11 protein-coding genes are annotated in these 12357 nt (G+C 63.2%); 5 read left to right on the top strand and 6 right to left on the bottom strand.

The genetic code is table 11. The annotated features are described in order from the left end of the window. The first annotated feature begins 16 nt into the window (after positions 1 to 16). A complete protein-coding gene (gene recA, locus ACP146_RS15055) occupies positions 17 to 1111 on the top strand; it encodes a recombinase RecA (RefSeq protein WP_422367568.1) in 1095 nt (364 codons plus the stop codon). Positions 1112 to 1210: 99 nt separating this feature from the next. Here recA and ACP146_RS15050 read toward each other — a convergent pair whose 3' ends face one another. Next, entirely contained in the window at positions 1211 to 1870 is a 660-nt protein-coding gene (locus tag ACP146_RS15050) for an invasion associated locus B family protein (RefSeq protein WP_422367567.1), read from the bottom strand. Between the two features lie 282 nt (positions 1871 to 2152). On the opposite strand from ACP146_RS15050, the gene alaS reads away from it, so the two are divergent. Further along, entirely contained in the window at positions 2153 to 4810 is a 2658-nt protein-coding gene (gene alaS, locus ACP146_RS15045; RefSeq protein ID WP_422367566.1) for an alanine--tRNA ligase, read from the top strand. A gap of 21 nt (positions 4811 to 4831) precedes the next feature. Here alaS and ACP146_RS15040 read toward each other — a convergent pair whose 3' ends face one another. The 4 genes from ACP146_RS15040 to ACP146_RS15025 form a co-directional block, all read right to left on the bottom strand. Next, positions 4832 to 5695 (bottom strand): mechanosensitive ion channel family protein, encoded by an 864-nt coding sequence (locus tag ACP146_RS15040; protein WP_422367565.1) that lies wholly within the window; start codon positions 5693 to 5695, stop codon positions 4832 to 4834. 76 nt (positions 5696 to 5771) lie between these two features. Beyond that, positions 5772 to 6287, bottom strand: coding sequence for a peptidylprolyl isomerase (locus ACP146_RS15035; protein WP_422367564.1), 516 nt, complete (start codon positions 6285 to 6287; stop codon positions 5772 to 5774). Positions 6288 to 6381: 94 nt separating this feature from the next. Beyond that, entirely contained in the window at positions 6382 to 7596 is a 1215-nt protein-coding gene (locus ACP146_RS15030; RefSeq protein ID WP_422367563.1) for an NADP-dependent isocitrate dehydrogenase, read from the bottom strand. A 166-nt stretch (positions 7597 to 7762) separates the two neighbouring features. Further along, positions 7763 to 8347: a TIGR00730 family Rossman fold protein gene (locus ACP146_RS15025; RefSeq protein WP_422367562.1), complete on the bottom strand. Its 585-nt coding sequence runs from the start codon at positions 8345 to 8347 to the stop codon at positions 7763 to 7765. A gap of 242 nt (positions 8348 to 8589) precedes the next feature. Between ACP146_RS15025 and ACP146_RS15020 the strand changes: the two genes are divergently transcribed. From ACP146_RS15020 to ACP146_RS15010, 3 genes are all read left to right on the top strand, one after another. Then, positions 8590 to 9105 carry a c-type cytochrome gene (locus ACP146_RS15020; RefSeq protein ID WP_422367561.1) on the top strand — a complete coding sequence of 172 codons (516 nt, stop codon included), beginning with the start codon at positions 8590 to 8592 and terminating at the stop codon, positions 9103 to 9105. Positions 9106 to 9226: 121 nt separating this feature from the next. Continuing rightward, a complete protein-coding gene (locus tag ACP146_RS15015) occupies positions 9227 to 10144 on the top strand; it encodes a c-type cytochrome (RefSeq protein WP_422367560.1) in 918 nt (305 codons plus the stop codon). 73 nt (positions 10145 to 10217) lie between these two features. Continuing rightward, a complete protein-coding gene (locus tag ACP146_RS15010) occupies positions 10218 to 11444 on the top strand; it encodes an Ig-like domain-containing protein (protein WP_422367559.1) in 1227 nt (408 codons plus the stop codon). Between the two features lie 70 nt (positions 11445 to 11514). On the opposite strand, the gene ACP146_RS15005 is transcribed toward ACP146_RS15010, so the two are convergent. After that, a complete protein-coding gene (locus ACP146_RS15005) occupies positions 11515 to 12234 on the bottom strand; it encodes a hypothetical protein (protein WP_422367558.1) in 720 nt (239 codons plus the stop codon). Between the last annotated feature and the right edge of the window lie 123 nt (positions 12235 to 12357).

The raw sequence follows: 12357 nt of genomic DNA, 5'->3' as shown, positions 1-12357 counted from the left end.
GATAAGGATCAAAATCATGGTGAACAGCGCTTTGCGGGTGGTGGAGACAGGCTCGGTGGATAAGAAAAAAGCCTTGGATTCAGCGCTCGGCCAGATTGAGCGGGCCTTCGGTAAGGGTTCGATCATGCGGCTGGGCGAGAACGATGTCGTGGAAACCGAGGTGGTTTCGACGGGATCGCTGGGCCTCGATATCGGTTTGGGCATCGGCGGCCTGCCGCGCGGCCGGGTTGTCGAGATTTATGGGCCGGAGAGCTCCGGCAAAACCACCCTAGCGCTGCATGTGGTGGCCGAAGCGCAGAAAACCGGCGGGACCTGCGCTTTTATCGATGCAGAGCATGCGATGGATCCGGTCTACGCCGCGAAACTCGGTGTGAACGTCGAGGAACTGCTGGTGTCTCAGCCGGACGCCGGCGAGCAGGCGCTGGAGATTGCCGACACCCTCGTGCGTTCCGGCGCGGTCGACGTTCTCGTCGTCGACTCGGTGGCGGCTTTGGTGCCCCGGGCCGAGTTGGAAGGCGACATGGGCGATTCGCTCCCAGGGCTGCAGGCGCGGCTGATGAGCCAGGCTTTGCGCAAACTGACCAGCTCGATTTCCAAGTCTCAGACCCTGGTAATCTTCATCAACCAGATCCGTATGAAGATCGGCGTTATGTTCGGCAACCCGGAGACCACCACCGGCGGCCATGCGCTGAAGTTCTATTCCTCCGTGCGTCTTGATATCCGGCGCATTGGGGCGATCAAGGACAAGGATCTGGTGGTCGGCAACCAGACGAGGGTCAAGGTGGTGAAGAACAAGATGGCGCCGCCGTTTCGGGTCGTGGAGTTCGACATTACCTACGGTGAGGGAATCTCCAAGACCGGGGAGCTTCTCGACCTTGGCGTCCAGGCCGGTATCGTCGATAAGGCCGGCGCCTGGTTTTCCTGTCAGGGACAGCGTATCGGCCAGGGCCGGGAGAACGCCAAGACCTTCCTGAAAGAGAATCCGGAGATTGCGGCCCAGATTGAGCACAAGGTTCGCGAGAATGCCGGTCTCGTTTCCGCCGCGATGCTGGAAGGCGTTCCGGAGAGTGGCGATGGGGAAGCCGGCGAGGAGGGCGCAGCCTCTTCCTGAAGCCCGGGCCCAAGAGAGTACGCGGACCCAGACAAACAAAAAGCGGGCCCTTCTTGAGGGGCCCGCTTTCGCGTTTCGTCCTTTGTTTGACCGGTTCTGCTATTTGATCCGGGCAAAGCCTGCGGTAAAGCCGCTGAGCGAGAAGGGCATGTTGATGGTTTCGTTCTCACCCGACCGGACCGTGGTGGCGCCCTGGTTTCCTGCCTTGAAGGCGTTCACGATGGTGTCGTTCATCTCCACAAACGCCTGGCAACCGTCGCGCCGGCAAAACTGAAACGGCACCGTCGATACCGGCCGTCCGTCAACGCCGATCTGTACACCACGAGACAAAGGGATACCGAGGGGCATGGCGATCACGGCCCCTGCCGTACTCCGGTTGTTGCCGAAGTAGCCGATGGTGATTTTCAGGATCGGCTGGCCGGAGTTCGGCTCCAGGAACTGCTGGGTGATGAAGCAGGCCTCCGGTTGGGTCCCGGCGGTTGCGGCGTTGGGGACGGTGCAGACCAGGTCCCAATCGCCGATCTTCTCGCCGGTCGGCTGCAGCGTCGGCCGGGGATTGACGACCGGAGCCTGGTTGGGTGCCTGGTTCTGGGCCAGGCTCTCCGTCGGGCTGCCCGCCAGAGCCGCCAGAATGCCGAGGGCGAAAAGAAAGCCGAGATTTCCCCCGCGCGCGGGCGGGGTCTGGTGGGTGGTCTCGCTACGGTCGCCCATGTCGCGGCCTTTGGTGCTGTCGTTTGAAGCTGCTGCTTGCAATGCCATAAGGGGAGCCTGTCTCCTGCAGATCGAATGCGCCGACGCGGTCTTTGGCCGGCAAAGTTCCCCTTCACATAGTCGGAAGGGGGGGAAAATGCCAGGGCAAAGCCTGGGTCGAGGCTCCGGGCCCAGGCCTCCGGACCCGATTCGACGCCCTGGCTTTCGGTGGACAGGCCCGGAGGGGCGCGCTACAACCCCCTGCTTCGGAACGGCGGCAAGGCTTGCGCCCGACGCTTTCTGGAACAATTCCAACTTGAGGCGCAAGCCGCTGGCCAATAAATATAGATCATGACAACTGGCAACGAAATTCGGACCGCGTTTCTGGACTACTTCGGGCGCAATGGGCACGAGATCGTCGACTCGTCCTCGCTGGTTCCCCACAACGATCCGACGCTGCTTTTCACCGCGGCAGGGATGGTGCAGTTCAAGAACGTTTTCACCGGTAACGAGACCCGTCCCTACAACCGGGCGGTCACCTCCCAGAAGTGCCTGCGGGCCGGCGGTAAGCACAACGACCTTGAAAACGTCGGGTACACCTCGCGTCACCACACCTTCTTCGAGATGTTGGGGAACTTTTCCTTCGGCGACTATTTCAAGGATCTGGCTATTGAACTGGCCTGGAACCTGGTGACGAAGGAGTTCGGTCTGCCGCCGGGGAAGCTGCTGGTCACGGTCTATTCCGAAGACGACGATGCGGCAGCGCTTTGGAAGAAGATCGCCGGGCTGCCGGACGAACGCATCATCCGCATTTCGACCTCCGACAATTTCTGGGCCATGGGCGATACCGGTCCCTGCGGCCCCTGTTCCGAGATCTTTTTCGATCACGGCGATCATATCCCCGGCGGGCCGCCGGGCAGTCCCGACGAAGACGGCGACCGCTTCGTCGAGATCTGGAACCTCGTCTTCATGCAGTACGAGCAGATCGATGCGGCGACCCGCAACGATCTGCCGAAGCCCTCCATCGACACCGGCATGGGGCTGGAGCGAATTGCCGCCGTCCTGCAGGGCAAGCACGACAACTACGACACAGACTTGCTGCGCGCGATCATCGAGGCTTCGGCGGAGCATTCCGGCCAGGCCGCCGATGGCGAGCATGCCGTCTCGCATCGGGTGATCGCCGACCACCTGCGGGCCAGCGCCTTCCTGATCGCCGACGGCGTGCTGCCGTCGAACGAGGGGCGCGGCTATGTTCTGCGGCGTATCATGCGCCGCGGGATGCGCCATGCCCACAAGCTGGGCTGCAAGGACCCCTTGGTCTGGCGTCTCGTGCCCTCCTTGGTATCGATGATGGGGGTGGCCTTTCCGGAACTCACCCGGGCCGACGCGCTGATCACCGAGACCCTGAAGCTGGAGGAAACCCGCTTCAAGGACACCCTGGACCGCGGCCTGAAGTTGCTGGAGGAAGAGACCGACAAACTGGGCGGCAGCGAGGCTCTTGCCGGAGAGGTCGCCTTCAAACTCTACGACACCTACGGTTTTCCGCTGGACTTGACCCAGGACATCCTGCGCGGCCAGGGCCGTAGCGTCGATACCGAGGGTTTCGATGTAGCGATGGAGCGTCAGCGCGCCGCGGCCCGCAAGGCCTGGGCCGGTTCCGGCGACGCGGCCACCGAAACCCTGTGGTTCGAGCTGCGTGACCGCCTGGGGGCGACGGAGTTTCTGGGCTACGGCACCGAGACGGCGGAAGGGCAGATCACCGCTCTGCTGGTCGACGGCGCGGAGGTATCCGAGGTTTCGGCCGGTCAGGACGTCCAACTGCTGGTGAACCAGACGCCGTTCTACGGCGAATCCGGCGGTCAGGAAGGGGACAAAGGCGCGATCTTCAGTGCCGAGGGCGGCGAACTTCAGGTTGGGGATACGCAGAAGAAGCTCGGCGACCTCTACGTTCACCAAGGCAAGATGGCGCACGGCACCCTTAAGGTCGGCGATGCGGTCGAACTGAGGGTCGACGGCCGCCGCCGCACGGCGCTGCGCGCCCATCACTCCGCCACTCATCTTTTGAACGAGGCTCTGCGGCGGCGTCTGGGCGAGCATGTGACCCAGAAAGGCTCCCTGGTCGCGGAGGATCGCCTGCGTTTCGATATCAGCCATCCCAAGCCGCTGACGGCGGAAGACATAGCGGTGGTCGAGGCCGAGGTGAACCGCCGGATCCGCGCCAACGCGGCAGTGGAGACCCGCTTCATGACGCCCGATGAGGCCATTGAAGAGGGCGCGCTGGCGCTCTTCGGCGAAAAGTACGGCGACGAGGTGCGGGTGCTTTCCATGGGCGGCGAAGATCCGGTGAAGGGCGGACGGCAGTTCTCGACCGAGCTCTGCGGCGGCACCCACGTCAGGCGTACCGGCGACATCGGTTTCTTCAAGATCACCGGGGAGGCTGCGCTGGCCTCCGGCGTGCGCCGTATCGAGGCGGTGGCCGGCGAGGCGGCGGGCGGTCATGTGGCTCAGCAGGGCAGCGCCCTGACCGAGGCTGCCGCGTTGATGAAAACGACGCCGGAGGATCTGCCCGACCGTATCGCCGCCCTGCTGGAAGAGCGCAAACGTCTTGACCGCGAAGTCGGCGATCTGCGGCGCAAACTGGCGACCGGCGGCAGCGGCGCGGCCTCCGACGATACCCGCGAAGTTGCGGGCCTGAAGTTCGCGGCCCGGGTTCTGGAGGACATTCCGCCGCGCGAGCTGAAACCGATGGCGGATGATCTGAAAAAGCAGATCGGCAGCGGCGTGGTCGTCCTGGTGGCGGTCAACGAGGGCAAGGCCTCCTTGGTGGTGGGCGTCACCGAAGACGCAACCGGCAAGGCTTCGGCGCTCGATCTGGTAAAGGTCGGCTCGCAGGCGCTGGGCGGCAAGGGTGGCGGCGGGCGGCCTGACATGGCCCAGGCCGGCGGCCCGGACGGCGCTTCGGCGGCAAAGGCCGTGTCGGCCATTGAGGCGGCGCTCGCCGCCGGTTAGGGGTCAGGGCGAAGCGGCTGGTTAGTCGCGTGCTTTGCCCGTCTCGGGCGCATCGGCAGCATTGCTGACGACATGAACTTCCCGCTGCGGGAAGGGAATGCTGAATCCGTTTTCATCGAGTTCGAGCTTCACTGTCTTGGTGAGGTCGAACAGCAGATCCCAATAGTCGTCCTTGCCGCACCAGCAGCGCAGGTTCAAAACGACCGCACTGTCGGCCAGGTCCGTTACCAGCACCTGTGGGGCCGGATCGTCTTTGATCCTGATGTCGCGCTGCAAGATGCCGAGCAGCAGCGCCTGCGCTTTGGCCACATCGTCGTCGTAGCTGATGCCGACCTGCAGATCCAGACGCCGGGTGGGCAGGCGGCTGTAGTTTACGATGGCCGCATTCCAAAGCCGGGCGTTCGGCACCGAACGGTATAGGCCGTCGAAAGTGGTCAACTGGGTGACGAAAAGGCCGATCTCCTCGACGGTTCCGGCCAGACCCTCGGCATCGATGTAGTCGCCGACCTGGAACGGCCGCAGGAACAGGAGCATCATGCCGGCGGCGATGTTCTGGAGCGTTCCCTGCAGGGCCAGGCCCACCGCAATGCCGGCGGCGCCCAGAATGGCGATGATGCTGGTCGTCTGTACGCCGAACTGCGCCAGTACCGCGACGACCACCAGGATCAGGATGACGTAGCGCACGATGCTGGCAATCACCGGGCGCAGGGTGCGATCCATCCTCGGGGTGCGGTCGAGCAGCCGCAGCACGGCGCGCCGGGCCCAGCCCGCAAACAGCCAGCCGAGGCTGAGGATGACGATGCCGGCGACCAGGTCCACGCCATAGCCGATCAGCAGGTCGCCCAGCCTCTCCAACTGCTCCAACTGTGTACCGCTCAGTTCCATAGCCGGGAACGTCGATGTCTTGGGACAAGGCCGGGCCGCTGTTGCGATGAACAGAGCCCGCAGCCTTGCCGGTCGGCTAGTCGACGTCGGCGGCGATCCGCAGCGTGATGATCTTGTCGGGATCACGCACGGTGCCGCTCTGGTCGCTGCGCGGCGCCTTTTTGATCATGTCGACGAACTCCATCCCCTCGATCACGCGGCCCCAGACCGTGTACTGCTTGTCCAGAAAACGGGCGGGGGCAAAGGTGATGAAGAACTGGCTGTTGGCGCTGTTGGGGCTCTGCGAGCGGGCCATGCCGACGACACCGCGCTCGAAGGGCTCGGCGGAGAACTCGGCGGGCAGGTCGGGCAGGTCGGAGCCGCCGCGCCCGGTGCCTGTGGGATCACCGGTCTGCGCCATGAAGCCCTCCATCACCCGGTGGAAGACGATGCCGTCGTAGAAGCCGTCGCGGGTCAGCTTCTTGATCTGCTCGACGTGCTGGGGGGCGAGGTCGGGCAGCATCTCAATGCGGACGATACCGTCCTTCAACTCCATGACCAGGACGTTCTCCGGGTCCGGGGCGGCTGCTGCCTCATCGATGGAAGTGGTCATAACGAGAAATCCGATTGCGAGAAGTGAGAGGAGTGTCTTCACGGGGAGCGCTCCAGAAGTTTACCGGGCCCAGAATTCTGCGGGGCGGGTGGGCTTAACCCATGGCCTTTTGCAGGTTTTCGTCCAGCTTGTCCATGAATTCGTCGGTGGTCAGCCACTTCTGATCCGGGGCGATCAGCAAGGCCAGGTCCTTTGTCATGAAGCCGGATTCGACCGTGTCGATGCAGACCTTTTCCAGATCGCCGGCGAATTTCACCACATCCGGCGTCTCGTCGAAGACGCCGCGGAAATGCAGGCCGCGGGTCCAGGCAAAGATCGAGGCGATGGGATTGGTCGAGGTCGGCTTGCCTTGCTGATGCAGGCGATAGTGACGGGTCACCGTGCCGTGGGCGGCCTCGGCCTCGATGGTCTTGCCGTCCGGGGTCATCAGCACAGAGGTCATGAGGCCGAGTGATCCGAAGCCCTGAGCCACGGTGTCCGACTGCACGTCGCCGTCGTAGTTCTTGCAGGCCCAAACGTAGCCGCCGGACCATTTCATGGCGGCGGCCACCATATCGTCGATCAGGCGGTGCTCATAGTGGATGCCCTTGGCGTCGAAGGCCTCCTTGAACTCCTTGTCGAAGGTCTCCTGAAAGATGTCCTTGAAGCGCCCGTCATAGACCTTGAGGATGGTGTTCTTGGTGGAGAGATAGACCGGCCAGCCGAGGTTCAGGCCGTAGTTCAGGCAGGCACGGGCGAAACCGCGGATCGACTCATCCAGGTTGTACATGCCCATGGCGACGCCGGACTCGGGGAAGTCGAAGATGTCATAGGTGGTGGCCTCGCCGCCGCCTTCGGGCTGGAACGTCATGGTCAGCTTGCCCGGTCCGGGAACCTTGAAGTCGGTCGCCCGGTACTGGTCGCCGAAGGCATGGCGGCCGATGACGACCGGCTGGGTCCATCCGGGCACCAGCCGCGGCACGTTCTTCATGATGATGGGCTGACGAAAGATCGTGCCGCCGACGATGTTGCGGATCGTGCCGTTGGGCGAGCGCCACATTTTCTTGAGGCCGAACTCTTCCACGCGGGCCTCGTCCGGCGTGATGGTGGCGCATTTCACACCGACACGGTGCTCTTTGATGGCATTGGCCGAATCGATGGTGATCTGGTCGTTCGTCTCGTCGCGCTTCTCGACCGAGAGGTCGTAGTATTTCAAATCGACGTCGAGATAGGGAAGGATCAGCTTTTCCTTGATCTTCTCCCAGATGATCCGTGTCATCTCGTCGCCGTCGAGTTCGACAATCGGGTTTTTGACCTTGATTTTGCCCATCTGAATTCTCCGGAAGTACTGATCTGGGATTTTCTGGCCCGGGAGGCGCCGCTGATCGGCCGGGCCGTCGATTTGCGCCGCAACATAGCAGGCCAGCCGGGCGGTGCAAGAGAGGGGGAGCCGGTCTGCGGCGCGGCCGGTCCCGGGCTCTTGCGCCCGCTGCAGCTTACATCTGCTCGATCTTGTCGGGGATCGCCGGCCGGGGCGCGCTTGCGGCTGCCGTCAACACATCCTCCACCCGGTCGACGACCTGATAAAGCCCCGCGGTCGGACCGCGCAGGTAGCCTTCGGCGATCTGGTGATCAATCAGGCGTAGCAGCGGGTCCCAGAAGCCGTCGATGTTGGCCAGCAGGATCGGCTTGTCATGCAGCTTCAACTGGCGCCAGGTGATGATCTCGAAGGTCTCGTCCAGGGTGCCGAGACCGCCCGGCAGGGCGCAGAAGGCATCTGAGCGCTCCGCCATCATCTGTTTCCGGCTGTGCATGGAGTCGACGACGATGTACTCGCTGGCGCTGCGCAGGCCGACTTCCAGCACCTCCAGGTGCTCAGGAATGATACCGATGACCTTGCCGCCGGCCTCAAGTGCGCCCTCCGCTACTGCGCCCATCAGGCCGACACGGCCGCCGCCGAAGACAATGTCCACGGCATTCTGTGCAGCGAGCTGACCAAGCTTCCGGGCCGCGGCGAGATGGCTTTCGCGGACCTGGCCGGAAGAGCCGCAGTACACGCAGAGCGCATTCAGATTCGTCATCACAAACTCGTTACTGTGAGGGGGCGAGGCAGGGCGCGATTGAAATTGATTGGCGATAGGCTACTGTAATTCGGCGTCATCTTAACGCGGTCACCTTTAGCACAAGTCCGGCGGTCAGTCGCCATAGAAGGTCGCTTGGGGGATCGTCTGCGCCGCTCGCAAGACGCTTTAAGAATGCCCGTCAGTTCTGGGAACCCGTCAGTTCTGGGAACAGGGCACAAACAAGCTAAGGAGCAGATCAAATGCTGAGAAAGACGATCTTTGCAGCAGCCGGCAGTCTGGCGATTGCCGCAGGGGGCTTGCTGGTTTCTGACAATCTGGTTCAGCCCGCGCAGGCGGATGGCCACGGAGCGCAGGTGGCAGCCGTGAAAGAACGCCAAGAGGCGATGAAGGCGGTCGGTGGCAACATGAAGATCATCGCCGAATTCGTAAAAGACTCCAAAGGAACAGCCGCTGAAGCTTCGGCCGCTGCGACCAAGATCGGCGAGATTGCCACTGCAATCCCCGATGTCTTCAAGGTCGAGGCGACTTTGGAGGAGATGGACAAAGTCGGTAAGAACCGCTCAAAGGCGAACATCTGGTCGGACTGGGACGGGTTCCTGGCGCGCGGCAAGGTGCTGGAAGAGGAGGCGGCAAAGCTGTCCGCTGTCCTTAACAGCGGTGACGCCGGTGCGATCCAGGCGCAGTTCGCCAACTTCGGCAAAGAAGGCTGCGGCGGTTGCCACAAAACCTACCGCGGCCCGAAGGTCGACGGATAAACGCGACCGACTTCCGGATCGCGGATGAACCGGTGGCGGGTGCGGCTATTGCGCCCGCCACCTTTTTCTTGTCCGCGTCCTGTGAAAAACTGGAGCGCCTGACTTAGACGTGGGGGATCCCATGCCCGGTACTCAGCTACGCGGACTGCTTGCGACCATTTTCCTCGCGCTGTTGTGCGCCTTCAGCGTCGCCTCGATCGCCTTTGGCCAGGAGAGCCAGGCGAACGGGGATGACCCCGGCACGAGTGAAGCCGTACAGCGCGGCGCCTATGTCCTGCGCGCCGCCGGCTGCTATGGCTGCCACACGGACGAGAAGGGTGGCGGTGCGCCTCTGGCCGGCGGACGTGCGCTGAAAACGCCCTTCGGCACCTTCTACAGCCCCAACATCACCCCGCACCCTGAACACGGCATTGGCGCCTGGAGCGACGCGGAGTTTCACGATGCCCTGCGCCATGGCGTTACGCCGGCGGGCGATCCCTATTATCCGGCGTTTCCCTACACGTCCTACACCGGTATGACGGATGCGGATATCAGGGACCTGAAGGCCTATCTCTTCGCGCAGGACCCGGTTGAGACGGTCAACAAACCGCACGAATTGGACTTTCCCTACAGCATGCGGTTCACCCTGGGCATCTGGAAGACGCTGTATTTCGAGGCCGGCGCCTTTGAGCCGGATCCGGCGCGCGAGGCTGCCTGGAACCGGGGCGCCTATCTCGTCCGCCATCTCAGCCACTGTGGCGAATGCCATAGTCCTCGGGGCTCCCTGGGGGCCGTCGACCCGGATCGCGAACTGGCTGGGAATCCGCTTGGACCCGATGGTGGCAAGGTGCCCAATCTGACACCGGCTGAAGGGGCGCTCGCCGGGTGGAGCGAATCGGACATCGTTTGGGCGATCCGCGACGGGCTCACGCCGGAGGGGGACTACCTCAGCGACTCCATGGGGGAGGTGATCGAGCATGGCACCAGCCATCTGACTGCCGATGACCTTTCCGCAATTGCCATATATCTCAAGAGTTTACCGCCACTTAGCGGACCATGATCCCAACCTGGACGGCATTGCGCCTCCGCCGCCCGCGTACTAGGGTGTAAGGTGGGGTATGGAGGCTAGGTAGTTGAATAGGCTTGTTGCTGGTCTGGGCGTCGCCGCCTTTGTCGCGGCGGTCGTCGCGGGTTACCTGCTTTTCACTGGTGAAGAGGAGGCCCCGGTCATTGCCAGTCAGCCGGCAACATCGCAGTCCGGCGGCGGGGAAACAGCCGTAGCTGCCGATGCACCGCCTCCGCAACCGCCCCAGTCCGGCGATCTCGCCGTTGCCGACGGCAATGCAAACTCTTCAACCGGGCAATCATCAACTGAACAACCCTCAGCCGGGCAAAGCGCCGCGCCGCAGGTGGTTTTGCGCAGCGGGCAGGATGAAGCGGCAGGACAGGATTCCGCTGCATCCGCCGGTGGGCCGACCTTCGACGTCGTAAGAGTCGAGCCGAGCGGCGACACGGTAATCGCCGGCCGTGCGGCGCCGGACAGCGAGGTCAAGGTGACATCGGCCGGGGGTGCGACCGTCGGCACGGCAAAGGCCGATGGCAGCGGGGCCTGGGCTATTGTCAGTGAACAGCCTTTGGCGCCCGGCAGCCACGAGATCGGTATCGAGGCAAAGACGCCGGACGGGCAGAAACAGCTTTCTGAGAACCTTGTGGTTGTCATGGTCCCGGAACCAAAAGCCCCTGCCGCCGGACCGTCAAACGCGGTAACGCCAAGCGGGGCGGCTGGCCAATCGTCGGATCAGCAAGGTGCTGCGAGGGTTGCGGACGACACGCCTGTGCTGGCGGTCCTGACGCCGCGTGAAGGCGGCGCCAGCAAGGTGCTGCCACAGGGGCCGGCGGAAGGCATCGCGGAGGGCGGTCTCGTTCTGGACTCTGTTGATTACAACGAGGAAGGCCGCGCCATTTTAGGTGGCCGGGCGGCGCCGGGCGCAGAGATGCTGGTCTATCTGAACAACCGCCCGATCGGCGAAGCTGTGGCAGGCGCCGACGGCCGCTGGCAGCTGACACCGGCCTCTCCGATTCTCGAAGGCTTGCATAGCCTGCGGGTCGATCAGGTGAATGCCGACGGCACGGTGGTCGCGCGGGTTGAGACACCGTTCTCGCGGGAGGCTCCAAAGCTGGCTCAGGACGACGAGGGCTATGTCATCGTTCAACCCGGCAATTCGCTCTGGCGTATCGCCCGGCGGTCTTATGGCGAAGGCCTGCAGTACACGGTGATCTATCAGGCCAACGCAGAACAGATTCGCGATCCGGATCTGATTTATCCCGGTCAGGTCTTCACCTTACCCAGAGTGAACTGAAGCGCGTTGACTGAAGAGGCTCCGCTTGATGGTGCCTTGTCGGTAGGTCCGCGTTGAAGGATGGGGCGGTTCAGGTCTCGCCGACGGCTGCGGCCTTGGCGGCTGCGTCACCATCTTCGCCCGTCTCTTTGCTGGCTGCCTCGTTATCGGCCGCTTCGTCATCGGCTGCTTCGTCACCGGCTACTTCGTCATCCGCCGTCTCGGCTATCGTGGCGCCTTCGTCAGAGGAAACTGTTGCAGCGACATCTTCACTCTCAGCCTCTTCCCCTTCGGCGTTTTTGGGTTCGCTTGGCCGTGGCGGGTGCAGGTTGAGCGCTTCAGCCATAAGGTCGATGTAGGGCTTGAAGTCGAGGATCAGCGCAGTCGCCGTGGCGATAACGTTCACCGCGGTTCTCGGGCTCGGCGGAGTCAGTTCGCCCTGCAAAATCATGTCCTGATTTTCGGTGAGCAGGATCTGGCCGCGGCGCAGACGATCGGTTGCTGCCAGGACGCTCCGTGCCAGCCGGCGTCCGTCAGGCGACTGGGCGGTGTAGGGGAGCTTGCCGAGATGGGCGGTCAGACGCAGGGGCGCGTCCTTGCCGGCCAGATCTGCCTCAAAATCCAACCCACAGGCGGTAAAGCGAAAATGCAGAGGGCTGTCTTCGCGGCCATGCTGGATGTGGCCGTCCTCCCCCAAGGCGAGACTTCCCACTTCCAGAGGCAGAGCGGCCTCCGCAACCTTCTTGACCGTCGACGGTCCCGCGCTCTTTCCAGCTCCGGATTCGCTTGGCTCGTTCCCCGAGGCGTCCAAGGCACATACTCCCATTGCATCAGCCTTTTTGAGTAGCATGGGAGCCTTTAAGGATCGGTAAAGCGTTGCCGGCCTTGATTTTCGGCTGTTTGAAAGGGGGGTCCCTGGTCTATTACTGCAGAT

It is taken from the genome of Pelagibius sp. (assembly GCF_965249265.1).
In the GTDB taxonomy this organism is placed as follows: domain Bacteria; phylum Pseudomonadota; class Alphaproteobacteria; order Kiloniellales; family Kiloniellaceae; genus Pelagibius.
This window is presented reverse-complemented; position numbering and strand designations above follow the sequence as displayed.

Bases quoted from the DNA above. Each gene is read 5' to 3' on its own strand.
- alaS (WP_422367566.1), top strand. From the start codon at position 2,153: ATGACAACTGGCAACGAAATTCGGACCGCGTTTCTGGACTACTTCGGG.
- ACP146_RS15050 (WP_422367567.1), bottom strand. From the start codon at position 1,870: ATGGCATTGCAAGCAGCAGCTTCAAACGACAGCACCAAAGGCCGCGAC.
- ACP146_RS15035 (WP_422367564.1), bottom strand. From the start codon at position 6,287: ATGACCACTTCCATCGATGAGGCAGCAGCCGCCCCGGACCCGGAGAAC.
- ACP146_RS15040 (WP_422367565.1), bottom strand. From the start codon at position 5,695: ATGGAACTGAGCGGTACACAGTTGGAGCAGTTGGAGAGGCTGGGCGAC.
- ACP146_RS15025 (WP_422367562.1), bottom strand. From the start codon at position 8,347: ATGACGAATCTGAATGCGCTCTGCGTGTACTGCGGCTCTTCCGGCCAG.
- ACP146_RS15020 (WP_422367561.1), top strand. From the start codon at position 8,590: ATGCTGAGAAAGACGATCTTTGCAGCAGCCGGCAGTCTGGCGATTGCC.
- ACP146_RS15015 (WP_422367560.1), top strand. From the start codon at position 9,227: ATGCCCGGTACTCAGCTACGCGGACTGCTTGCGACCATTTTCCTCGCG.
- ACP146_RS15030 (WP_422367563.1), bottom strand. From the start codon at position 7,596: ATGGGCAAAATCAAGGTCAAAAACCCGATTGTCGAACTCGACGGCGAC.
- recA (WP_422367568.1), top strand. From the start codon at position 17: ATGGTGAACAGCGCTTTGCGGGTGGTGGAGACAGGCTCGGTGGATAAG.